This is a genomic window from Aurantimonas aggregata (assembly GCF_010500835.1).
GTDB lineage: Bacteria > Pseudomonadota > Alphaproteobacteria > Rhizobiales > Rhizobiaceae > Aurantimonas > Aurantimonas aggregata.
In genome coordinates, this window is record NZ_JAAAMJ010000018.1 from 22,461 (window position 1) to 45,011 (window position 22,551).

At 67.0% G+C, this 22,551-nt stretch carries 24 protein-coding genes; 13 read left to right on the plus strand and 11 right to left on the minus strand.

The features are described 5' to 3' along the window. Nucleotides 1-4: 4 nt before the first annotated feature. Both GTW51_RS18105 and GTW51_RS18110 read right to left on the minus strand, forming a co-directional pair. On the minus strand, nucleotides 5-1,306 hold the full coding sequence (locus GTW51_RS18105) for a dihydroorotase (RefSeq protein ID WP_163045471.1): 1,302 nt from the start codon (nucleotides 1,304-1,306) through the stop codon (nucleotides 5-7). Then, nucleotides 1,303-2,256 (minus strand): aspartate carbamoyltransferase catalytic subunit, encoded by a 954-nt coding sequence (locus GTW51_RS18110; RefSeq protein ID WP_163045472.1) that lies wholly within the window; start codon nucleotides 2,254-2,256, stop codon nucleotides 1,303-1,305. The genes GTW51_RS18105 and GTW51_RS18110 overlap by 4 nt, the downstream gene beginning before the upstream one ends. Before the next feature lie 72 nt (nucleotides 2,257-2,328). Between GTW51_RS18110 and GTW51_RS18115 the strand changes: the two genes are divergently transcribed. The 3 genes from GTW51_RS18115 to GTW51_RS18125 all read left to right on the plus strand — a co-directional run bounded on the left by GTW51_RS18115 (nucleotide 2,329) and on the right by GTW51_RS18125 (nucleotide 4,973). Continuing rightward, nucleotides 2,329-3,978 carry an acyl-CoA dehydrogenase family protein gene (locus GTW51_RS18115; RefSeq protein WP_343034056.1) on the plus strand — a complete coding sequence of 550 codons (1,650 nt, stop codon included), beginning with the start codon at nucleotides 2,329-2,331 and terminating at the stop codon, nucleotides 3,976-3,978. 165 nt (nucleotides 3,979-4,143) lie between these two features. Continuing rightward, nucleotides 4,144-4,686, plus strand: a complete 543-nt coding sequence (locus GTW51_RS18120; protein ID WP_163045474.1) for a hypothetical protein — start codon at nucleotides 4,144-4,146, stop codon at nucleotides 4,684-4,686. Further along, complete coding sequence (locus tag GTW51_RS18125; RefSeq protein ID WP_163045475.1) at nucleotides 4,686-4,973, plus strand: DUF6105 family protein; 288 nt, start codon at nucleotides 4,686-4,688, stop codon at nucleotides 4,971-4,973. The genes GTW51_RS18120 and GTW51_RS18125 overlap by 1 nt, the downstream gene beginning before the upstream one ends. Here GTW51_RS18125 and ruvX read toward each other — a convergent pair. After that, nucleotides 4,970-5,440, minus strand: coding sequence for a Holliday junction resolvase RuvX (gene ruvX, locus GTW51_RS18130; protein ID WP_163045476.1), 471 nt, complete (start codon nucleotides 5,438-5,440; stop codon nucleotides 4,970-4,972). The two genes, GTW51_RS18125 and ruvX, sit on opposite strands and share 4 nt — an antisense overlap. Nucleotides 5,441-5,589: 149 nt before the next feature. Between ruvX and GTW51_RS18135 the strand changes: the two genes are divergently transcribed. The 5 genes from GTW51_RS18135 (at nucleotide 5,590) to GTW51_RS18155 (ending at nucleotide 8,886) form a co-directional block, all read left to right on the plus strand. Then, nucleotides 5,590-6,291 (plus strand): metal-dependent hydrolase, encoded by a 702-nt coding sequence (locus GTW51_RS18135; RefSeq protein WP_163045477.1) that lies wholly within the window; start codon nucleotides 5,590-5,592, stop codon nucleotides 6,289-6,291. Nucleotides 6,292-6,402: 111 nt separating this feature from the next. Next, nucleotides 6,403-6,690, plus strand: a complete 288-nt coding sequence (gatC, locus tag GTW51_RS18140; RefSeq protein ID WP_163045478.1) for an Asp-tRNA(Asn)/Glu-tRNA(Gln) amidotransferase subunit GatC — start codon at nucleotides 6,403-6,405, stop codon at nucleotides 6,688-6,690. Nucleotides 6,691-6,696: 6 nt separating this feature from the next. Continuing rightward, a complete protein-coding gene (locus tag GTW51_RS18145) occupies nucleotides 6,697-7,167 on the plus strand; it encodes a GNAT family N-acetyltransferase (RefSeq protein WP_163045479.1) in 471 nt (156 codons plus the stop codon). After that, a complete protein-coding gene (gatA, locus tag GTW51_RS18150; RefSeq protein WP_163045480.1) occupies nucleotides 7,164-8,645 on the plus strand; it encodes an Asp-tRNA(Asn)/Glu-tRNA(Gln) amidotransferase subunit GatA in 1,482 nt (493 codons plus the stop codon). Before GTW51_RS18145 ends, gatA begins: the two co-directional genes overlap by 4 nt. A gap of 4 nt (nucleotides 8,646-8,649) precedes the next feature. Beyond that, a complete protein-coding gene (locus GTW51_RS18155) occupies nucleotides 8,650-8,886 on the plus strand; it encodes a hypothetical protein (RefSeq protein WP_163045481.1) in 237 nt (78 codons plus the stop codon). Between the two features lies 1 nt (nucleotide 8,887). Here GTW51_RS18155 and GTW51_RS18160 read toward each other — a convergent pair whose 3' ends face one another. Then, nucleotides 8,888-9,490, minus strand: a complete 603-nt coding sequence (locus GTW51_RS18160; protein ID WP_163045482.1) for a Uma2 family endonuclease — start codon at nucleotides 9,488-9,490, stop codon at nucleotides 8,888-8,890. A 160-nt stretch (nucleotides 9,491-9,650) separates the two neighbouring features. Between GTW51_RS18160 and gatB the strand changes: the two genes are divergently transcribed. From gatB to GTW51_RS18180, 4 genes are all read left to right on the plus strand, one after another. Further along, complete coding sequence (gatB, locus tag GTW51_RS18165) at nucleotides 9,651-11,150, plus strand: Asp-tRNA(Asn)/Glu-tRNA(Gln) amidotransferase subunit GatB (RefSeq protein WP_163045483.1); 1,500 nt, start codon at nucleotides 9,651-9,653, stop codon at nucleotides 11,148-11,150. Then, a complete protein-coding gene (locus tag GTW51_RS18170; RefSeq protein ID WP_163045484.1) occupies nucleotides 11,147-11,647 on the plus strand; it encodes a GNAT family N-acetyltransferase in 501 nt (166 codons plus the stop codon). The genes gatB and GTW51_RS18170 overlap by 4 nt, the downstream gene beginning before the upstream one ends. A 76-nt stretch (nucleotides 11,648-11,723) precedes the next feature. Next, nucleotides 11,724-12,104, plus strand: coding sequence for an NADH:ubiquinone oxidoreductase subunit NDUFA12 (locus tag GTW51_RS18175; protein ID WP_163045485.1), 381 nt, complete (start codon nucleotides 11,724-11,726; stop codon nucleotides 12,102-12,104). Nucleotides 12,105-12,302: 198 nt separating this feature from the next. Beyond that, the gene (locus GTW51_RS18180; RefSeq protein ID WP_246233260.1) at nucleotides 12,303-12,668 is read left to right on the plus strand and encodes a DUF2155 domain-containing protein; all 366 of its coding nucleotides are present in this window, start codon (nucleotides 12,303-12,305) and stop codon (nucleotides 12,666-12,668) included. Here the strand turns inward: GTW51_RS18180 and aat are convergent. From aat to GTW51_RS18210, 6 genes are all read right to left on the minus strand, one after another. Further along, entirely contained in the window at nucleotides 12,608-13,276 is a 669-nt protein-coding gene (gene aat, locus GTW51_RS18185) for a leucyl/phenylalanyl-tRNA--protein transferase (RefSeq protein WP_163045487.1), read from the minus strand. The genes GTW51_RS18180 and aat overlap by 61 nt on opposite strands. Nucleotides 13,277-13,278: 2 nt before the next feature. Further along, nucleotides 13,279-14,628 carry an acetyl-CoA carboxylase biotin carboxylase subunit gene (gene accC / locus GTW51_RS18190; protein WP_163045488.1) on the minus strand — a complete coding sequence of 450 codons (1,350 nt, stop codon included), beginning with the start codon at nucleotides 14,626-14,628 and terminating at the stop codon, nucleotides 13,279-13,281. A 9-nt stretch (nucleotides 14,629-14,637) separates the two neighbouring features. Further along, on the minus strand, nucleotides 14,638-15,102 hold the full coding sequence (accB, locus tag GTW51_RS18195) for an acetyl-CoA carboxylase biotin carboxyl carrier protein (protein WP_163045489.1): 465 nt from the start codon (nucleotides 15,100-15,102) through the stop codon (nucleotides 14,638-14,640). Between the two features lie 31 nt (nucleotides 15,103-15,133). Further along, nucleotides 15,134-15,571: a type II 3-dehydroquinate dehydratase gene (aroQ, locus tag GTW51_RS18200; protein ID WP_163045490.1), complete on the minus strand. Its 438-nt coding sequence runs from the start codon at nucleotides 15,569-15,571 to the stop codon at nucleotides 15,134-15,136. Nucleotides 15,572-15,683: 112 nt separating this feature from the next. Beyond that, nucleotides 15,684-16,448: a DsbA family protein gene (locus GTW51_RS18205; RefSeq protein WP_343034057.1), complete on the minus strand. Its 765-nt coding sequence runs from the start codon at nucleotides 16,446-16,448 to the stop codon at nucleotides 15,684-15,686. A gap of 20 nt (nucleotides 16,449-16,468) precedes the next feature. Further along, a complete protein-coding gene (locus tag GTW51_RS18210; protein WP_163045492.1) occupies nucleotides 16,469-17,848 on the minus strand; it encodes a M48 family metalloprotease in 1,380 nt (459 codons plus the stop codon). Between the two features lie 282 nt (nucleotides 17,849-18,130). Between GTW51_RS18210 and GTW51_RS18215 the strand changes: the two genes are divergently transcribed. Beyond that, entirely contained in the window at nucleotides 18,131-19,240 is a 1,110-nt protein-coding gene (locus GTW51_RS18215) for a pyridoxal phosphate-dependent aminotransferase (protein WP_163045520.1), read from the plus strand. Nucleotides 19,241-19,334: 94 nt separating this feature from the next. Here the strand turns inward: GTW51_RS18215 and GTW51_RS18220 are convergent, their stop codons facing one another. Further along, complete coding sequence (locus GTW51_RS18220; protein ID WP_163045493.1) at nucleotides 19,335-22,139, minus strand: Rne/Rng family ribonuclease; 2,805 nt, start codon at nucleotides 22,137-22,139, stop codon at nucleotides 19,335-19,337. Between the last annotated feature and the right edge of the window lie 412 nt (nucleotides 22,140-22,551).

The window sequence follows — 22,551 nt, forward strand, 5'->3', positions numbered from 1 at the left end:
ACGCTCAGTCCCCGTCTGTCGCGGTGAAGACTGTGCGGCCAGCGACGATCGTCCGCAAGACCCGACCCTGGAAGCGGGCGTTCTCGAAGGCGGTATTCTTCGACTGTGAGCGGATGTCGGCCTTGCTGTAGATGAACGGCGCATCGAGGTCGACGATCGCGATGTCGGCCGGGCGCCCGGGCCGTAATGTCCCGCGATCGAGCTTGAGCAACCTAGCAGGCGCCGTCGTCAATGTTTCGATGGCGCGCATGAGCGACAGCGAACCGTCATGGTGCAGCCGTAGCGCCGCGGCGAACAGCGTTTCCAGGCCGATGGCGCCAACCTCGGCCTCCGCGAAGGGATGGCGCTTTCCGTCCTCGTCATGGGGATCGTGCGAGGAGACGATGATGTCGATCGTGCCGTCGGCGACCGCCTCGACCATGGCCTTGCGGTCATCTTCGGGGCGCAGCGGCGGCGACAGGCGGAAATAGGTGCGGTACTCGCCGATGTCGTTCTCGTTCAGCGCCAGATGGTTGATCGAGACACCGGCGGTGACGGACAGGCCGCGGGCCTTGGCGCGCCTGACCGCGTCGGCGGACGCCGCGGTCGAGATCTTGGCGGCGTGATAGCGGCAGCCCGTGAGTTCGGCGAGGCGAAGGTCGCGCTCCAGCGGGATCACCTCGGCCTCGCGCGGCACGCCGGGCAGGCCGAGCCAGGAAGCCAGCAGGCCTTCAGTCATCACGCCCGAGCCGGTGAGTTCGGCATCCTGCGTCTCGTGCATGACCAGCGCGTCGAAATCGCGCGCATAGGTCATGATCCGGCGCAGCAACGCCGGGTTGGCGATGGTCTTGCGCCCTTCCGTAAAAGCCCGGACGCCGGCGGCCCCGAGAAGCCCGATTTCGGTCATTTCCTGCCCGAGCAGCCCGCGCGTCAGCGCCGCGGCCGGGAAGACGTTGATCTCGGCGGTTTCCCTCGCGGTGCGCATGACGAACTCGGCGAGCGCGACGTGGTCGACGACCGGATCGGTGTCCGGCATCGTTAGGATCGAGGTGACGCCGCCGGCGGCCGCGGCACGGCTCGCCGAACGGATCGTCTCGCGGTGCTCGCCGCCCGGCTCGCCGATGAAGACGCGGGCATCGACCAGCCCGGGCAGGGCGGTGAACCGTCGCCCGTCGACGACCTCGGCGCCCTCGGGATGCCCCTGGTTGAGCGCGTCGGCGCCGGCCGCCGCGATCTTCCCGTCGATGACAATCACCGTGCCGGCGGCATCCACGCCGCGATCGGGATCGACGATGCGGATGCCCTCGAGGACGAGCGGGCGCGTCATGCGTTGCTCCCGAGGCCCGGCAGCAGCGCCTGGATCACCGCCATGCGGACGGCGACGCCCATCTCCACCTGCTCCTCGATGACGCTTTGCGGCCCGTCCGCAACTTCGGACGAGATCTCGACGCCGCGGTTCATCGGGCCCGGATGCATGACCAGCGCATCCGGCCGGGCGAAGGCGAGCTTTTCCGCATCGAGGCCGTAATAATGGAAATATTCGCGAACCGAGGGCACGAAGGAACCGGCCATGCGCTCGCGCTGCAGCCGCAGCATCATCACCACGTCGGCGTCCTTCAGCCCCTCGCGCATGTCGCGAAACACCGTGACGCCCATCTGCTCAATGCCGGCCGGCAGCAGCGTCGACGGTGCGACGACGCGCACGCTGGCGCCGAGGGCGTTGAGGAGAAGGATATTCGATCGGGCGACGCGGCTGTGCAGGACGTCGCCGCAGATCGCCACTGTCAGCCGGGCGATCCGGCCCTTGTGGCGGCGGATCGTCAGCGCATCGAGCAGGGCCTGGGTCGGATGCTCGTGCGCGCCGTCGCCGGCGTTGATGACGGAGCAGCCGACCTTCTGCGCCAGCAGCGCGACCGCACCGGCCGCATGGTGGCGCACGATCAGCACGTCCGGCCGCATGGCGTTCAGCGTCATCGCCGTGTCGAGGAGGGTCTCCCCCTTCTTCACCGAGGAGTTGGCGACCGACATGTTCATGACGTCGGCGCCGAGACGCTTGCCGGCCAGCTCGAAGGAGGCCTGGGTGCGCGTCGATGCCTCGAAGAACAGGTTGATCTGGGTGCGCCCCCTGAGGACGCTGCGCTTCTTGTCGCGCCGCCGACTGACTTCGACCTCCGCTTCGGCGAGATCGAGCAACTGGTCGATCTCGTGGGGCAACAGGTTTGCCATGCCGAGAAGGTGGCGATGCGGGAAGATCGGGGGTGTGTCTGGTGCGTTCATCAGGACGACGCCTATAGGCAATTGCAGGAATTGCGGCAAGGATCGCTCCGTTACATCCGAAGGGAAGAACGCGTGGCCGATACGAAATTCCAGACCCACACGGTTTTCAACCAGTCGTCGGACTATCCGGGCTTCAACGCCTATCGCAGCGACCCGCTGCTCCAGCTACTGACGGGCGATCTCGCGGACCCGACGCGCCAGGCGCTTGAGCGCCATGGCCGCTTCTGCGGCTCGTTCGAGGCGCATGATCTGGCGCGGCTGGCCAACACCGAGATCCCAAAGCTGCGTCGATTCGACGAAAAGGGCCGGCGCCTCGAACTCGTCGACTACCACCCCGCCTACCACGCGCTGATGCGGCGCTCGATCGCCGACGGGCTGCATGCTTCGGTCTGGAGCGGCCCCGAGGAAGAAGAGGGGCGTCGCCACCGCAGCCGCGCCGCCCGCTTCTACATGACCGCCGGCGTGGAGTGCGGCCATCTCTGCCCCATCACCATGACCAGCGCCTCGGTCGCCGCGATCGCCGCCGCGCCTGCGGTCCGCGCCGCCTGGATGCCGGTGATCGCGACCCGCCAGTACGACCCGGGCGTCAAGCCGCCGCTGAGCAAGGCGGGCGTCACGCTCGGCATGGGCATGACCGAGAAGCAGGGCGGCACGGACGTGCGGGCGAACACCACGACCGCGGTGGCGGAAGGCGACGGCAACTACCGGGTCACCGGCCACAAATGGTTCACCTCCGCGCCGATGTCGGACGGCTTCCTGGTACTGGCGCAGACCGGGGAGGGGCCGACGTGCTTCCTGATGCCGCGCCGGCGGGATGACGGATCGCTCAACGGGCTGCACTTCCAGCGCCTGAAGGACAAACTCGGCAACCGCTCCAATGCCTCGTCGGAGGTCGAGTTCGTCGATGCCGACGCGACGCGGCTCGGCGCGGAGGGCGCCGGCGTCCGGACGATCATCGAGATGGTGACGCTGACCCGGCTCGATTGCGCGCTGGCCTCGGCCGGGCTGATGCGGGGCGCGCTCAGCGAAGCGGTCCATCACTGCCGCGAGCGAAGCGTGTTCGGCAAGGTTCTCGTCGACCAGCCGCAGATGACCCGGGTACTCGCCGACATGGCGCTCGACGTCGCCGCCGCGTCGGTGCTGGCCTTCCGCCTCGCCGAGGCCTTCGACGGGGCGGCGAAGCGGACAGAAGCCGACGTCGCCTATGCGCGTGTCATGACGCCCGTCGCCAAATACTGGATCTGCAAGATGGCGCCGGCGCTCGTCTACGAGGCGATGGAGTGCCTCGGCGGCAATGGCTATGTCGAGGATGGTCGGCTCGCCCGTGCCTATCGCGAGGCACCGGTGAACGCGATCTGGGAGGGCTCCGGCAACGTCATCGCGCTCGATCTGGCGCGGATCCTGCGGCGAGACCCGGCGGCCTTCGAGGCTGTCATCGCGATGATTGCCGCGGACATGGGCGAGACGGCCGGCCAGACCCCTGGCGTCCTGAGGGCCGCGATGGCCATGGCGGCATCGGACGAGGGTGCCTGCCGGCTGCTGGCGGAACAGATGGCGCTGGCCGCCGCGACGGCGGCGATGTGCCGGCTCGGCCTCGGTCGGGCTGCCGAAGCCTTCGCCGAGACGCGGCTTGGCGGGGTCTTCCGCCATACCTACGGGATGCTGGATCGTCGGCACGATTCCCGCGCCCTCGTCGATGATCTGTTCCCGCCGATCCGCTAATCACTCCACCTGGAACCTTTCGCCTTCCCCGGCGTCGACTCTCGGAGATGTAGTCTCACGGAAAAAGGCGTCATTAAGGTTAATGAGTGGTTTCGATTGCGGCCCGACCGGCCGAGGGCGACACTGGCGTTAACGGATCGGTAACCATGACGGAAGGAGGGTTCCATGCAGCGCATGCTGACCACCCTCGCACTCAGCGCCTGGGCGGGCTTTAGCGCGGTCAGCGCCGCCGGCCTGCTGCGCGAGACGGGCCTTCTGACAGCGCCGGACGGCGTCGCCGGGTTTGTCGCCGCTCTGCCGCTACCGCTTCCGCTCGGTCTTGCCGCACCCGATGCAGCCGCTTTCGCGGCGATCCTCGCATCGCTCGCGACCGGGCTCGGCGCCACTCTGGCATGGCTGCATGCCGCGCCTCGTGGCAACGCCGAACGGGCCGAGCCGATCGCGGCCAGCCTGCTGACGGCGTTCTTCGGTCTCTACGTCGCCGCTTCCCTTTCCGGTTCACCGCTCGCCGGCCTGTTCGGCGAGGGACCGGGCTTCCTCTTTGCGCTGGCCCTCAGCTTCGGCGCGCTGCTGTTCGATCATCTGGTCTCCATCGACGACACCGGCGACCGCGAGTTCGACGCAGCGATGCGGGCGATCGAGGCGGCACGGCGCGATGCACTGCCACGACGCGAGCGGCGTCACTCCAGCGAAAGCGATCAAGGCTGATGCGCACTCTGCTCGTTCTATGGCTGGCACCGCTGGCGATCTTCTGGAGCTGGTATTTCCTGTCGCTCAACGACGTCAGCGACCTGGTCTTCTCGCGGGCGCTGCATGACCATGTCTTCGGCATCTACGGCGAGATGCTGGGCATCGACCCGGCGGAAATCCCGCCGATGATCGCCAAGGCGCTGGTCGTCGACAGCGTCATCCTCGGCGCGATCATCGCGTTCCGCCGCCGTCGCCGGATCGCCGCCTGGTGGCGTCAGCGCGGCGCCGCGGAGCCGGTCGCCTAAGACCGCAGCAGCGTCAACCGGTCCAGCGCGCCCTGCAGAATGAAGGAGGCCGCCGCCGAGTCGATGCGGGTCGCCCGCTTGGCGCGGGAGACGTCCGCTTCCAGGAGGCCGCGCTCGGCCGCCACGGTCGACAGGCGCTCGTCCCAGAACATCAGCGGCCGCTCGTCCAGCCGGACATAGTTGCGCACGAACGCCCGCGTCGACTGCGCGCGGGGGCCTTCCGACCCATCCATGTTGAGGGGCAGGCCGATGACGATTCCGGCGACGCGATCGGCGGCGAGAGCCACCTGCAGCGCCGCCACGTCGGCGGTGAACTTCGTGCGGCTAATGACCTTGCGGGGCGTCGCGAAGCGCTGGCCGAGATCGGAGATCGCCAGCCCGATCGTCTTGGTGCCGAGGTCGAATCCCGCAATCGTCCGGCCGGACGGAACGGTGGCGGCAAATTCCTCGAGCGTCAGTACCGGCATGGGACGCACTGTCTCCGTCTGGTCGGTGGCGGAAGACGCCGGATCCCGCCCGGTCGTCTTGACGCCGGGCCGCGGCCGCGCACTTAGCACGCGCAGTGGCGGCTCGGACAGGGCGGCCGCCCGCCTCGTCCAGCCGCAGGAGCGCCCCCATGAAGATCACCTATTTCGGCCATTCCGCCTTTCGGATCGAGGCCGGGTCCGCGGTCATTCTGATCGACCCGTTCCTCACCGGTAATCCGCATTTCAAGGGCTCGGTCGAGGACGCCGCCAACGGCGCTACCCACATCGTCCTCAGCCACGGCCATGGCGACCATGTCGGCGACACGGTCGACATCGCGAAGCGGACCGGCTGCAAGCTGGTGGCGACCTACGAACTGGCGAACTGGCTGAACGCCAAGGGCGTCGAGTCGGTCGAGCCGATGAACACCGGGGGCACCGTCGCCTTTGACGACTTCACCGTGACCCTGACGCAGGCCTTCCACTCCTCTGCCAACATCGAGGAAAATGGCGGCGTCACCTATCTCGGCATGCCGAATGGCCTGGTCTTCCACTTCAATGACGGGCCGACCGTCTACCACATGGGCGACACCGACATCTTCGCCGACATGGCGCTGATCGAGGAGCTGCATGCGCCGAAGATCGCCATGGTGCCGGTCGGCGACCGCTTCACCATGGGCGCCGCCGTCGCGGCGCTTGCCTGCCGCCGCTATTTCAACTTCGACATGATCGTCCCGATCCACTGGGGAACGATCCCGCTGCTCGACGCCAGTCCCGACAAGTTCGTCGAGGCGATGGAGGGCGACGCCGGCAGGGTCCGCAACCCGGCGATCGGCGTCGCCTTCGAGGTCTGACGACGGTCACGACTTTGCGTCGCGGCAGCGCCGGGGGAGGCCGGCGTTGCCTCCTTACGGCCGCGTCGCTATAGCTCGCGCCAGATAATCATACAGTTCGCAAGGACCGCCATGTCCGTCGATACCGCCACCGTCCGCCGGGTTGCCCGCCTGGCCCGCATCGCCGTCACCGACGAGGATGTCGCAGCGATGGAGGGCGAACTCAACGCCATCCTCGGCTTCGTCGAACAGCTCGGCGAGGTCGACGTCGCGGGGGTGGAGCCGATGACCTCGGTGATCCCGATGGTGATGCGGAAGCGCCAGGACGAAGTGACCGACGGCGGCAAGGCGGACGACATCGTCGCCAATGCGCCGGCGAGCGAGGATCATTTCTTCGTCGTGCCGAAGGTCGTGGAGTAGCGCCGCATGGCCGTGTCCATCGCCGTCGAGACGCCCCTGCGGGATGCAATTCGGGCGCTGGTGGCCGATCTGAACGCCCATCTGAGGCCCTTGTCGCCGCCGGAGTTCCAGTTCCAGATGACGGCGGAACAGATGGCGGGTGATGACACCACCGTCTTCGTCGCGCGGGACGATGCCCAGGCCGTGGTGGGAATGGGCGCGCTGCGCCGTCACGACGCCTCGCTCGGCGAGGTGAAGCGGATGTTCTCCATCCCCGCCATGCGCGGCACCGGCATCGGCTGGCGCCTGCTGCAGGCGATCGAGGCGGAGGCCATTCGCCAGAAGCTCGAGCGGCTCGTCCTGGAAACCGGCGGCACGACCGGCTTCGAACCGGCTTGGGCGCTCTACGAACGCGCCGGCTTCACACGACGTGGCGCCTTCCTCGACTACCCTAATTCCGAATTCAGTCGCTTTTACGAAAAGATGCTGCCCCGATGACCGATCTGACATCCCTGACCATCGCCGAGGCCCGCGACAAGCTGAAGGCGAAGGCGTTCTCCGCCACCGAACTCACGCAGGCCTACGTTTCGGCAATCGAAGCGGCCAACGAGCAGCTCAACGCCTATGTCATGCCGACGCCGGACAAGGCGCTGGCGATGGCAGCGCGGTCGGACGAACGCCTCGCGAAGGGCGAGGCAGGGCCACTCGAAGGCATTCCGCTAGGCATCAAGGATCTCTACGCTACCGAGGGCGTCCATACGCAGGCCTGCAGCAAGATCCTGAAAGGCTTCGAGCCGCGCTACGAATCGACCGTGACTGCCAATCTGTGGGCGGACGGCGCGGTGATGCTGGGCAAGCTCAACATGGACGAGTTCGCCATGGGCTCCTCCAACGAGAGCTCCTGCTACGGACCGGTGAAGAACCCCTGGCGCCGCAAGGGGTCGAATGTCGACCTCGTACCCGGCGGTTCGTCCGGTGGCTCGGCGGCGGCGGTCGCGGCGCATCTGGCCGCCGGTGCTACGGCGACCGACACTGGCGGATCGATCCGCCAGCCTGCGGCCCTCACCGGCACGGTCGGCATCAAGCCGACCTACGGGCGCTGCTCGCGCTGGGGCATCGTCGCCTTTGCCTCCTCGCTCGACCAGGCCGGCCCGATCGGCCGCGATGTTCGCGACGCGGCGATCATGCTGCGCTCGATGGCGTCGGTCGATCCCAAGGACACGACCTCCGTCGACCGCCCGGTGCCCGACTACGAGGCCGCCGTGGGCCGTTCGGTGAAGGGGCTGCGGATCGGCGTGCCGAAGGAATACCGCGTCGACGGCATGCCCGCCGAGATCGAGGCGCTCTGGCAGCAGGGTATCGCCTGGCTGAAGGACGCCGGCGCCGAGATCGTCGACGTCTCGCTGCCGCACACGAAATACGCGCTGCCCGCCTACTACATCGTCGCCCCGGCCGAAGCCTCGTCGAACCTCGCGCGCTATGACGGCGTGCGCTACGGCCTGCGCGTGCCCGGCAAGGACCTGACGGAGATGTACGAGCGGACGCGGGCCGAAGGCTTCGGCCGCGAGGTCAAGCGCCGCATCATGATCGGCACCTACGTGCTGTCGGCCGGCTATTACGACGCCTATTACCTGCAGGCGCAGAAGGTTCGCACGCTGATCAAGCGCGACTTCGAGACGGTGTATGCCGACGGTATCGACGCGTTGCTGACGCCGGCGACGCCGTCGGCGGCCTTCGGCATCGCCGATCAGGACATGGCGTCCGATCCGGTCAAGATGTACCTCAACGACATCTTCACCGTCACGGTGAACATGGCCGGCCTTCCCGGCATCGCCGTGCCGGCGGGGCTGACGGCGGAAGGGCTGCCGCTCGGGCTGCAGCTGATCGGCCGGCCGTTCGACGAGGAAACGCTGTTCTCGCTAGGCTCGGTGATCGAAGAGGCGGCTGGCCGCTTCGAGCCGGCAAAGTGGTGGTGAGCCGATGAGCCAGCTGCGCGAGGCCCTCGACTGCCTGGCGGCCGGCGACTGGCTGGGCGCGCACGCCGTGGTGCAGGACGATCCCTCGGCCGAAGCGGCCTGGATCCACGCGCATCTTCATCGCGTCGAGGGCGATCCCGACAATGCCGCCTACTGGTATCGCAAGGCCGGACGGCCGGCGGCGAAGGGAAGCCTCGAGGACGAGCGCGCCGCGATCATCGCGGCACTAGGGGCTGGCTGACTCAGTCCTGCGAATTGTTCGCGGCCGAAGGGATGCCAAAATAGATTTCATCTAGCGGAAGATCACAGGCCAGGGCCGCCACCTTAACTGCACCGGCGGTAACGATCGTCGCATGCGCGGACCATTTGCCGTCGTAACCGCGATCCCACTGCCAGATACGGGGCGTCTCCTGATCCACGACGAGATAGGTTTGAAGCGCCTTCAGGGCTTGGTATTCGACGCGCTTGGGTCCGAAATCCTCCGGGGCCGTCGACTCGGACAGAACTTCGACGATGAGTACGGCGCTGTCGGTCGTGCGGCCGCCGGGCGGTCCTCCTGCCGGCTCGACCATAATGTCGGCGTAGCGGATTGATCGGGGACCCGTCTGTATCGCGAAGTCGCCCTGGTGGACGAGGAAGGCCGACCGGTCGATCTGTGTCTGAAGCATATGGTCGAGATTGCCGACGATCCGAGAGTGCGACCGCTTCACGAATGGTTGCATCTGCGGCGCCCCGTCCACGAGCTCGAACCGTCTCGGCTGGCCTTCCAGCCATTCAAAGAAGGCGGCGATCGTCAGGTCTGTGGGAAGAACTGACGATGGCCGTGTCTCGGTGAGGGCGCTCATGAACCGCTCCTTGAAGAAGGCAGCTCAAAACTAGCATATAGAAAAGCAGATCGCAGCAGACGGGACAAAGCCGTGGGAAGCTGACCGCCGGCGCGCTTGAACCCCTTCGGCCTTTCCTCTAGCGAACTAGCACGCTCCTCAGCAGGTTTCCGGATACGCCATGACCCTCGTCGACACCCGCACGCCCGATCCGAAGAACTTCGTCGCCGGCGCTACCGGGGACTGGGAGATCATCGTCGGCATGGAAGTCCATGCGCAGGTCCTGTCGGAGTCGAAGCTGTTCTCCGGCGCCTCGACGAGCTTCGGCGGCGCGCCGAACGACCATGTCAGCCTGGTCGATGCCGCGATGCCGGGCATGCTGCCGGTGATCAACGAGGAATGCGTTCGCCAGGCGATCCGAACCGGGCTCGGTCTCAAGGCCGAGATCCGGCACCGGTCGGTGTTCGACCGGAAGAACTATTTCTACCCGGACCTGCCGCAGGGGTACCAGATCTCCCAGTTCAAGGACCCGATTGTCGGGGAGGGGATCGTCTCGGTCGCGGTCGGGCCCGACTCGAAAGGCGAGTTCGAGACGATCGAGGTCGGCGTCGAGCGGCTGCATCTCGAACAGGATGCCGGCAAGTCGCTGCACGACCAGCATGCGACGATGTCGTTCGTCGACCTAAACCGTTCCGGCGTCGCCCTGATGGAGATCGTCTCCAAGCCCGACATGCGCTCGGCCGACGAGGCGAAGGCCTTCCTGACCAAGCTGCGGACCATCCTGCGCTATCTCGGCACCTGCGACGGCAACATGGACGAAGGCTCCATGCGCGCCGACGTCAACGTCTCGGTGCGACGTCCCGGCGGCGCCTTCGGCACGCGCTGCGAGATCAAGAACGTCAACTCGATCCGCTTCGTCGGCCAGTCAATCGATTCCGAGGCACGACGCCAGATCGCGATCCTCGAGGATGGCGGCACGATCGACCAGGAGACGCGGCTGTTCGACCCGGTGAAGGGCGAGACGCGGGCGATGCGCAGCAAGGAAGACGCGCACGACTATCGCTATTTCCCCGATCCGGATCTCCTGCCGCTGGAGTTCGACCAGGCCTATATCGACGCGCTGCTGAAGGAACTGCCGGAGCTGCCGGACGAGAAGCGCAACCGGCTGATCGCCGATGCGGGCCTATCGGCCTATGACGCCTCGATCCTCGTCTCGGAAAAGGCGATTGCGGACTACTTCGAAAAGGTCGCCGAAGGACGCGACGGCAAGCAGGCGGCGAACTGGGTGATCAACGATCTGCTCGGCGCACTGAACAAGGACGGCAAGTCGATCGAGTCCAGTCCCGTCTCGGCCGCGCAGCTGGGCACCATCCTCGACCTCATCCGCGAGGAAGTGATCTCGGGCAAGATCGCCAAGGAGCTATTCGAGATCGTCTGGGCCGAAGGCGGCGATCCGCGGGAAGTGGTCGAGGCGCGCGGCATGCGCCAGGTCACCGACACAGGCGCGATCGAGGCTGCGGTGGATGAAGTGATCGCCGCCAACCCGGACAAGGTCGAGCAGGCCAAGGCGAAGCCGTCGATGGCCGGCTGGTTCGTCGGCCAGGTGATGAAGGCGACCGGCGGCAAGGCGAGCCCCGGCGCGGTCAACGCACTGGTCAAGGCGAAGCTCGGCGTCGAATGACCTTCTACGTTCGCACCGCAGGCCTGCGCGACCTGGAAGCAGTCAGCGTGCTGCTCGGCGAGACCTGGCACGCCACCTATGACGGCATCTACGGCGCCGATCGCGTGGCCGAGATCACCGGCTCGTGGCACTCGGTCGACGCGCTCAAGTCACGCCTCGGCAAGCTGAACGCCGAATTCGTGGTCGGCGACGACGGCGAGCGCATCGGCGGCATGGCCTTCGCCGCGGCTGCCGGGCCGGACGGCAAGACCGTCGTGCTGCACCAGCTCTACGTCCATCCCGACTGCCAGGGCAGCGGATTGGGCAGCGCCCTGCTTGCCGAGATCATCGAGTCGTTTCCGCAGGCGGACCGACTCCGGCTGGAGGTGGAGGAGGCCAACGAACCGGCCATTCGCTTCTATCGCGCCCGGGGATTCGCCAAGACCGGTTCGACGGCGAATTGCGGTGCGGCGGATTCGGGCATTCCGGCGGCGATCTACGAAAAGCCGCTCGGGTGAGCCGCCAAGCCCGGCAATGGACATTTCACCAGCGGGGCAGCATAAGGTCCCGGCATCGAGACGGATTGGGATCGCCATGAAAGACTGGCTGCTGCAGATCTTCACCTGGTGGAACGGTCAGACGATCGGCACGAGGTTCTACACTTGGCGGTTCGGCCGCAACGTCGGCACGGACGAGTTCGGCAACGTCTATCACGAGAACGCCGACGGCTCGAAGCGCTGGGTCATCTACAACGGTCCTGCCGAGCCCTCGATGATCCCGCCCGGCTGGAACGGCTGGATGCATCACCGCGTCGACACGCCGCCGACCGTGGAAGACTACCGCCCGCACGCCTGGGAGAAGCCGCATCTGCCGAACTTCACCGGCACCGGCAAGGCCTACCGGCCGAAGGGCTCGCTGCTCAACCCGGCCGACCGGCCGCGCGTCACCGGCGACTACGACGCCTGGACGCCCTGACAGGTTTGGCTGCCGTTCAGGACGAGCGGACGCGGTCCGCGCCCGCCGTGGTTGGTTGCCGGTCGGGTCCGTCCGGCTATCCGTCCCAGCCTCCGCCGCAATTGCGTGGCACGCCCTGTGACACAGGCCCTTGCGCCCGTGCCGACTGAAGGTCATCCGATGAAGCGCCGCCTCCCGACGTCGATCCTTGCTGCGCTGATGGTCATGGCATGCGCCCCCGCCAGCGCGCAGCAGCGTGTCGAGAACCCGGTGGCGGTGTTTTCCGGTCTGGACAAGATCACCGGCCGGATCACCAGCTTCGACGTCTATATCGACGAGACGGTGCAGTTCGGGTCGCTGCAGGTCACGCCGAAGGTCTGCTACACCAGCGCCGAGGGCGAGGCGACCCGGACCGATGCGTTCATCGAGGTCGACGAGATCACGCTCGACCGGGAGATCCGGCAGATCTTCTCCGGCTGGATGTTTGCCGATTCTCCCGGCCTCAACGCCGTGGAGCACCCGGTCTACGACGTCTGGCTGAAGGACTGTAAGACCGACTCGGCGGTTCCCGCACCGGAAGGGTGAAATGTCGCGTCCGCGGCGACGGCGTCCTCGAGCAGGAGCTGGTAGTCGTCACGGGGGATTTCGATCGCCCCGAAGCTCGCCAGATGTTCCGTCAGGAACTGGGTGTCGAGCAGCTGGTAACCGCCGCGCCTGAGCCGGTCGCATAGATACGCCAGCGTGATCTTCGAGGCGTCGGTGCGGCGCGAGAACATGCTCTCGCCGAAGAAGGCCGCACCCAGCGACACGCCGTAGAGACCGCCGACGAGGTGCACGCCCTCCCACGCCTCGACGGAATGCGCGAAACCTTCCCGGAAGAGTTCCAGATAGAGCGCGCGGATCTGGCTGTTGATCCAGGTCTGGGTGCGCCCGGGTGCCGGCTCGGCGCAGGCATCGACGACGGCGGGGAACGCCGTGTCGATGCGGATCTCGAACGGCTGCCGCCGGATCGTCTTGCGCAGGCTGCGCGACAGATGGAACTGATCCAGCGGCAGGATGCCGCGCTCGGTCGGGTCGATCCAGAAGATGCGCGGGTCGTCGGCGCTCTCGGCCATCGGGAAGATGCCGCACGCATAGGCCTTCAGAAGGATGGCCGGCGTGATCTCGAACCGCTGACCGCCCCGCCGAACCATGATTACCCGGCTCCGCCGGCGGCCAGGTAGTTCTCCAGCCAGTGGATGTCGTAGTCACCGGCGCCGATGTCGGGGTTGTCGACGAGATCGCGGAACAGCGGCAGCGTCGTCTTGACCCCGTCTACGACGATCTCGTCGAGCGCCCGGCGCAGGCGCATCATGCATTCGGCGCGGTTGCGGCCGTGAACGATCAGCTTGCCGATCAGGCTGTCGTAGAAGGGCGGGATCGCATAGCCCTGATAGACACCCGAATCGACGCGAACGCCGAGGCCGCCCGGCGTGTGATAATGGGTGATCGTGCCCGGCGACGGGGCGAAGGTCTTCGGATCCTCGGCGTTGATCCGGCACTCGATGGCGTGCCCCGAGAAGACGATCTCCGACTGGGTGATCGACAGGCCCTGGCCGGCGGCGACGCGGATCTGTTCGTGGACGAGGTCGAGGCCGGTGATCGCCTCGGTGACCGGGTGCTCGACCTGCAGGCGGGTGTTCATCTCGATGAAGAAGAACTCGCCGTTCTCGTAGAGGAACTCGATCGTGCCGGCGCCGCGATAGCCGAGCTTGGCGATCGCATCGGCGCAGATCCCGCCGATCGATGCGCGCTGCTCCTCGGTCAAGGCCGGCGAATTGGCTTCTTCCCAGACCTTCTGGTGGCGACGCTGCAAGGAGCAGTCGCGCTCGCCGAGATGGATGGCATTGCCCTTGCCGTCGCCGAAGACCTGCACCTCGATATGGCGCGGCTTCTCGAGATATTTCTCGATATAGACGGCGTCGTCGCCGAAAGCGGCGCCCGCTTCGGTCCGAGCGGTGGACAGGGCGACCGAAAGGTCGGCGCGCGAGCGTGCCACCTTCATGCCGCGGCCACCGCCACCGGCGGAAGCCTTCACGAGGACCGGGAAGCCGATATCGTCGGCTATCCGCAGTGCCTCGTCGTCGTCAGTCACGGCGCCGGGCGAGCCGGGTACGACCGGGATGCCGAGGCGCATTGCGGTGCGCTTGGCCTCGATCTTGTCGCCCATGATCCGGATGTGCTCGGCGGTCGGGCCGATGAAGGTGATGTTGTGGGCGTCGAGGATGTCGGCGAAGCGGGCGTTTTCCGACAGAAAGCCGTAGCCGGGATGCACCGCATCGGCGCCGGAGATCTCGCAGGCCGCCACGATCGAGGGAATGTTGAGATAGCTGTCGCGCGACGGCGGCGGGCCGATGCAGACGCTTTCATCGGCAAGACGCACATGCATGGCGGTGTTGTCGGCGGTCGAGTGCACCGCCACAGTGGGGATGCCGAGTTCCTTGCAGGCCCTCAGGACCCGCAGCGCGATCTCGCCGCGGTTGGCGATCAGGACCTTCTTGAACATGCTGGCCCCTTACGCGATCACGACGAGCGCTTCGCCGTATTCCACGGGCTGGGCGTTCTCGACGCAGATGCGGGTGATCCGACCGGCGCGAGGCGCCGGGATCTGGTTCATGGTCTTCATCGCCTCGATGATCAGCACCGTCTCGCCTTCGGCGACCTGCTGCCCGACCTCGATGAAGTTCTTCGCGCCAGGTGCGGAAGCGAGATAGACCGTGCCGACCATCGGCGAAGGCACGGTGCCGGGCTCAGGCCCGGTCGGTGCCGCGGGCGCCGGCTGCGACGCGGGGGCGAGGGCCTGCTGCATCGGCTGAGGGGCCTGCATGTACTGCATCGGCTGCGGATAGTCCTTCTGGCGCGACACGCGCACCCGGACCGACCCGCGCTCGATCTCGATCTCCGTCAGGTCGGTGTCGTTCAGGATGGTCGCCAGCTCGCGCACCAGCGCGGGGTCGAGGTTGTGATCTTCTCTGGACATCTTTTTCCTTCGGCCGCTCGGACCCGATGCTCTAAGTGAGGCGCGACTTGAGGGCAGCGATCGCGATCTCGTAGCCAACCGGCCCGAACCCGACGATCATGCCCAGCGCGATCGGCGCGATGAGGCTCTTGTGCCGAATCTCTTCGCGCGCGTGGATGTTCGAAATGTGCACTTCCACGATCGGCTTGTCGAAATAACGAAGCGCGTCGTGAATGGCGAGGGACGTGTGGGTGTAGGCACCGGCATTGATGATGATTGCCGCCGCCTCGTCGCGGGCCTGATGGATCCAGTCGACCAGTTCACCCTCATGGTTCGACTGCCGGAAGACGATGTCGAACCCGGCAGCTTCGCCGACCTCGATACAACGGCGCTCGACATCGGCGAGCGTCGCCGAGCCATAGATCGCGGGTTCGCGCCGGCCGAGCGTGTTGAGGTTCGGTCCGTTGAGGATGTAGATCGTCGAGGTCATCGACCCTCGTTCTGTTTCGGAACGGCCGCGCGTGCCCGACGCGCTTGCCTGTCCGTATAGAGCCATCGTGCCGCCGGGGAAAGCGTCGGCTGCCTGTTTCGCGCGCCTGACGTCAGCAGCTGGTGCTTCCGCACGCGCGGACATTGGCAATGCCGGCCGCGAGCGCCTCCTTGCCGACCGCGCCGGCCAGGATGCCGTCGGCAAGGACGTAACTCGGCGTGCCGTTGATCGCCAAGCCTTCGGCGAGTTCGTTCGATTCGGCCAGCGCCGCTGAGACCGCGGGGGAAGACATCGCCGTGCGCAAGGGAGCCGTTTCGATGCCCAGATCCTCCGCCACGCCCATTGCTGCCGCTTCGTCGGCGACGCCGCGCGATCCGAGCAGGGTGCGCTGGAACTCGCCATAGCGTTCCGGGGCCAGTTCACGGACAGCAAGGCTCACCCGCGAGGCTGCCAGCGACTGGGGCCCGAGTACCGAGATCTCCTTGAGCACGAAGCGGATGTCGGGATCCGCCGCGAGCAGGGCGTCGACGTCCGCCTGTGCCTGTTTGCAGTAGCCGCAATTGTAGTCGAAGAATTCGACCAGCGTGACGTCGCCATCGGGATTGCCGAGAACCGTGCCCTCGGGAGAGGCGAAGAGCGCGGTGCTATGTTCCTCGATCGCATCCTTCTGCGACGCCATCTGCTCGGTCGCCCGCTTGGCTTCGAGCGCGTCGAGGGCCTCCAGCAGCACTTCCGGGTGCTCGACCAGATACCGATGGATGATCGACTCGATCTCTTGCGTCGCTTCCGTGTCGAACCGGGGCTGGGCTGTCTGGGCCGCAGCAGGCAGGGCGAGCGCGAGGCTTGCGGCCGCCGCGAGAAGGGTCTGTCGTGTCACGTTGGGTGAATTCCTTGTGGTCATGACCGCGGCTTGGTCTGGATGATGTCCTGGGCCTGCAGCCACGAGGGCGAGCCGCGCTTGAGCTTCTGCTGCGCACGGGTGGCGAAAATCTGGGCCTGGCGAATGTTGCCGCCGTGCCAGTAGCCCTCGGCCGTGGCAAGTTCGGCCTGTCCGACCTCGCCGAGCTGGCCATAGGCCATGGCCAGAAAACGGTAGGCCGACGCATTGGCGGGGTCCGACTGAAGCCCCCCGCGGATCAACTCGATGGCCTTCGGCATCTGCGAGCGGTCGCCGCCGGAGACGATGGCCTGGCCGACCTGCGCCTTGAGCAGGCCGGAGCCGGTGCCGTCGAGCTTGACCGCCCGGGAATAGGCGGCCGCGGCTTCCGACGCCCGGCCTGCCGCCATCAGCGTCTCGCCGCGCATCTCGTGGAACCAGGGATTGTTGGGGCGAGCCGCGATCAGCGCATCGATCTTCTGCAAGGCCGAGGCGGTCGAGCCGGCGAGTTGCGTGGCGATCGCGTCGCCGTAAAGCGCCGGAAGCCCGCGCGGATCGCGCGCGAACAGCCGCCGCACGTCGCCCATGCCGCCGTTATAGGCCGCGATCTTCGCGCGGGCGAGATTGTGTCGTTCGACCAGAGCCGGTGGATCGGCACGGCCGAAATGCTGGCTTTCGCGGGCCGCCGCTTCGAGGGCCGCGATGCGGTCCCGCGGCATCGGGTGCGACGACAGATAGTTCGATCGCGCTGCGGCAAACAGATTGTTGCGGTCGAGCGTCGAGAAGGTTTCGAGCAGGCCTTTGCCGGACTGGCCGGTCCGGTCGAGATAGGTGAGGGCGGTGCGGTCGGCGGCCGATTCCTCGCCGCGCTGGTAGCTGAGGAGGCTGCGCTGCGCCGCGGCACTGCCGCCGGACATCAGGCCGGCGCCGGCCTGCGCCGCCCCACCCGCGCCGGTGCTGGCACCGGCCACCGCGATGCCGGCACCCAAAAGTCCCGCCACGATGGCAATCGTCTGGGACCGCTCGAGCTGCTCGCGCAGCCGCTGCTGGTGACCGCCGGCGAGATGGCCGATCTCGTGGGCAATGATGCCGATCAGCTGGTTGGGCGTCTCCGTCGCGGTGATCGCGCCGGTGTTGATGAAGATGCGCCGACCCGCGACGAAGGCGTTGAAGCCCGGAGAGTTGACCAGCACGATCTGGATTCCGGACCGCGACAGCCCTGCCGCCTTGAGGATCGGGCGGGCATAGTCGGCGACCAGTGCTTCGATCTCGGCGTCGCGCACGACCGGCAGGCTGGCCTTCTCGCTGCGGGACTGCGCCGAGACGGGCGTGAGAGCGACCGACAATGCGGTGGCGAGCACGGCGACATGCCGGCAGAGGCGATGCAGAGGGCGTTTCATTCAAAGGACCTCGGTGTCGGCCGTCATTCGAACGACGTTTGCTGCTTGAGCACGGCGCGTCTTTCGATGTTTCGTCACGGCAATCCGGCGAATTTGAGGGAAAGCGAAGCGGACGGTGCGTTCTGTCTGCCATGCCACCCTAGCTGACGACGACCGATCGCGTCTATGAAGTCGACCCTCGGCGTTCGCCGCGATGCCATCACCCACAGACTGGAACCGCCCGTGACCCCAACCCGCGCGCTCACCGCTTCCCGCCGCTCCGAGATCGATCCGTTCCGGGCGATGGACGTGCTCGCCGAGGCCAACCGGATGATCGCGCGCGGCGAGAACGTGATCTCGCTCGCCGTCGGCCAGCCGGCGGCGCCTGCGCCGCAGGCTGCACGCGACGCGGCGCGGCTGATGCTCGACCATGGCCGTGTCGCCTATACGGATGCGCTTGGCCGCGGTGACCTGCGCGAGCGGATCGCCCGGCATTATCAGGACGCGTACGGACAGAGCGTCGCGTCCGAGCGGATCATGGTCACCACGGGATCGTCCGCCGGCTTCAACCTGGCCTTTCTCGCGGCTTTCGATCCCGGCGACCGGATCGCCATCGCGGCGCCCGGCTATCCGGCGTACCGGAACATCCTGAAGGCGCTGGGGCTGGTGCCGGTGGAGCACGAGGTCGACGCCTCGACCGGTTACGTTTTTACCGCCGACCATTTGCGGCATCTGCACGAGTCAGGCCCCGTCGCCGGCGTTCTGGTCGCCAGCCCGGCCAACCCCACCGGCACGATGACACCCCGCGACGAGCTGCGGCGGCTGGTGGAATATGCCGATGCCGCCGGCATCCGCTTCATCTCCGACGAGATCTATCACGGCCTGACCTATGGCCAGGCGGAGGAGACGGCGCTGGCGTTCTCCGACAGCCCGCTGGTCGTCAACTCGTTCTCGAAATACTACTGCATGACCGGATGGCGCATCGGCTGGCTGGTGCTGCCGCCGAGCCTGGTGCGGGCCGCCGAGCGGATCGGCCAGAGCCTCTACATCTCGGCACCGGAGATGTCGCAGGTCGCGGCCACCGCGGTATTCGACTCACGCGACGAACTCGACGCGGTGCGTACCGGCTATATCCGCAACCGCGACCTCCTGGCGGCGCGGCTGCCCGGCCTCGGCTATCGGGACATCGCGCCGATCGACGGCGCGTTCTACGCCTATGCCCGTATCCCCGAGGGGGCGATCGGCTCTACGGCGTTCGCCAAATCCATTCTCGAGCGCTGCCACGTGGCGATCACGCCCGGCACGGATTTTGACCAGCGTCGCGGCGAGGGGTTCGTGCGGCTCTCCTACGCCTGCGACCATGCCAGCCTCGGCGAGGCGCTCGACCGGATGCAGGCACTGCTGCGCGGCTGACCCCTGCTGCGGTCCGCCGCTTCGGGATGCGTGAAAACAAAAAAGGGCGGCCACATGGCCGCCCTTTCGATTCAGTGCCTGATGCCGGAGGCGATCAGAAGAAGCTGCGGCGGGCCCACCAGCCGGTGCGGCGCGGTTTGTCTTCTTCCTTGCCCGACTCAGCACTGCTGCCGGAGGTCACCACCGGATCCTTCGGTGCCGAAGCCGGCTCGGCTTCGGTCGTCGGCAGGTCGTCGTTGGCAGCGGTCGCTTCGCCGGCATCGCCACTGGATGCGATCTCCATCGGAGCGTCCTGGCGATCATCGTTGGCGACCGGTTCGACGGTCACCTCTGCCTGGCCGGCGAATTCCTCCACCGGCTCTGCCGCTAGGGCTTCCTCCGCAACCGCATGGACCGGCTCGGCTTCGCTGACGGCGGCCACCGGAGCATCCGGGAAGAACTGATCGGCATTGGCCCGATCCTCCGTCCCGTCGGCGACGAAGACCGTCGCGGCGATCGGCGTTTCCGCATCACCCGATTCGCCGTTTTCCGGCGTGTCCTCGCGGTTGCGACGGCCGCCACGGCGACCGCGCCGGCGCCGGCGGCGACCCCGCTCGTCATCGTCGCTCGCCACCGCGTGATGCGGCTCGGCAGAATCGGTCTCGTTATCATCGTCCTCGGCGAAGGCGCCGTTATTGTCCTCCGAGGAGGTGGCCTCCGTCTCGGACTTGTCACCGTCCCGCCGGCGGCCCCGACGCCTGCGACGCCGCGGCCGGCCGCTTTCGCTGCTGTCGGCGGCCTCCTCGACCCGGCCTTCGGCTTCGGCCTCATGCTCGTCGGACTCGGCAATGTCGACCGCCGCTGCCCGTGCCGCCTCTTCGTCGGCGGCTTCCTCGGCGGCGTCGATCGCCGCGACCTCATCGGACTGGATCGCTTCCATCGGCATCGGCGCCCGCGGCGCTTCCGCACCATGGTCGATCTGGATGCCCTGGCGCCCGGCGCTCTCGTCCGCCTCGATCATGATCCGCAGGCCATAGAGCCGCTCGAGTTCCTCGATGCGCTTGCGCTTCTCGTTGAGGACGTAGAGCGCCGTCGCCGTCGGAACCTTGACGATGAGGTCGTGGCTCGAATGCTTCTGCAGGTGCTCCTCGATCGTGCGCAGCACGTGCAGCGCCAGCGACGAGGCGGAGCGGATGTGGCCCGTGCCCTCGCAAACCGGGCAGGTCTGCATGGTGGATTCGAGCACGCTGGCGCGGATGCGCTGGCGGCTCATTTCCATCAGGCCGAAATGCGAGATCCGCCCGACCTGGATGCGGGCGCGATCGCTCTTCAGGCAATCCTTCATCTTCTTCTCGACGGCGCGGTTGTTGCGCTTCTCTTCCATGTCGATGAAGTCGATGACGATCAGGCCGGCGAGATCGCGCAGCCGCAGCTGGCGCGCGACTTCCTCCGCCGCTTCCAGATTGGTCTGGTAGGCAGTGTCCTCGATCGAATGCTCCTTGGTGGAGCGGCCGGAGTTGACGTCGATGGCGACGAGCGCCTCGGTCTGGTTGATGATGATGTAGCCGCCGGACTTCAGCGTGACGTGCGGCTGCAGCATGCGGTCGAGCTGCCCCTCGATGCCCTGGCGCGCGAAGATCGGCGTCGGGTCGCGGTACGGCTGCACGGCCTTTGCCTGGCTCGGCATCAGCATCCGCATGAAGTCCTTGGCCTCGCGGTAGCCGCCTTCGCCGGCGACCAGGATCTGGTCGATGTCCTTGTTGTAGAGGTCGCGGATCGACCGCTTGATCAGGCTGCCTTCCTCATAGACGAGGGCAGGGGCGATCGAGGACAGCGTGACGTTGCGCACCGTCTCCCAGAGCCGCATCAGATATTCGTAGTCGCGCTTGACCTCGGCCTTGGTGCGGTTGGCACCGGCGGTGCGCAGGATGATGCCCATGCCGCGCGGCACTTCGAGTTCGCGCACCACGTCCTTGAGGCGCTTGCGGTCGACGGCGTTGGTGATCTTGCGGGAAATGCCGCCACCGCGCGCGGTGTTCGGCATCAGCACCGAATAGCGTCCGGCCAGAGACAGATAGGTGGTGAGGGCGGCGCCCTTATTGCCGCGCTCTTCCTTGACGACCTGGACGAGCAGGATCTGGCGGCGCTTGATCACCTCCTGGATCTTGTACTGGCGGCGCGGGCGGACCTGGCGGACGGGGACTTCCTCCATCGCGTCCTCGGAGCCGACCTCGTCGATCTCCTCTTCCTCGCCGTTCTCGTCGGCGTGGTCGTCGTCGCCCGTGCGCGAACGGTTGCGGCGACCGCGGCCACGCCGACGGTTGCGCTGCTCGCGCTCGCCACCCTTGTCGCCGGACTCAGTGTCGGCTTCGTTCGAGCCGGAAGCCTCGTCGTCGCCGTTCTCGTCGTCACCGTTCTCGTCGGCGTCGCCGGAGCGCGCCTCGTGGTTCTCGTCGTCGCGGCGATCCTCGCCCGAATGGCCTGTCTCGGACGCGTTGCCGGCTTCCTCGATTTCCTCGGAGACGCTGTCGCCGTCATTGTCGTCGCGCTCGGCGGCGCGGCTGCGGGCCGGTCGCTTGTTCTGCTGACTGCGGGCGACCTTGGCGTCCTCGGCGATTTCCTCTTCCTCGGCCCGAGCGAGGTCTTCCTCGATCAGCGCCTGCCGGTCGGCCTTGGGGATCTGGTAGTAGTCGGGGTGGATCTCGTTGAAGGCGAGGAAGCCGTGGCGGTTGCCGCCGTACTCGACGAAAGCGGCCTGGAGCGACGGTTCGACCCGCGTCACCTTGGCGAGGTAGATGTTTCCCTTGAGCTGCTTCTTGTGTTCCGACTCGAAGTCGAATTCCTCGATCCGGCTACCGCGTACGACGACGACGCGGGTTTCCTCCGGATGGGAGGCGTCGATCAGCATCTTGTTTGCCATGCAAATTCTCCCGGGCGCTCGCGCGGGATCGCGGGGAGGCAATGCGTGCCGGACCGTCGATCGCTGGGCGCGAGCCCGTATCGGCCGCTAGCGTCAACCGCGTCCGTCCCCGGCAAGACGCAAATCCGGGCCGTGAGGTCCGGACTGGCTGCGTCGATGGGGATCTGGAGGCTGGCGACAAAATCACGACCTGCAACAACTGGATGGCCGCTGTGGCGGCCGACGGAACGAGCGGACCGTTGCTGTTGGCACAGTGCATGTCCGCATCGCTGAACAACCGGCTGGACGAAGGCTCCAGCGTCGGTCGAAAATCTTCCACGAGGCCCGATGACGTGGTCGAATGCCGCGGGGGGTCGTCGCGCCCATGAAGATCGCCGTCGGACAGTGGGAAATCCGCTGCGGCAGGGGCTCC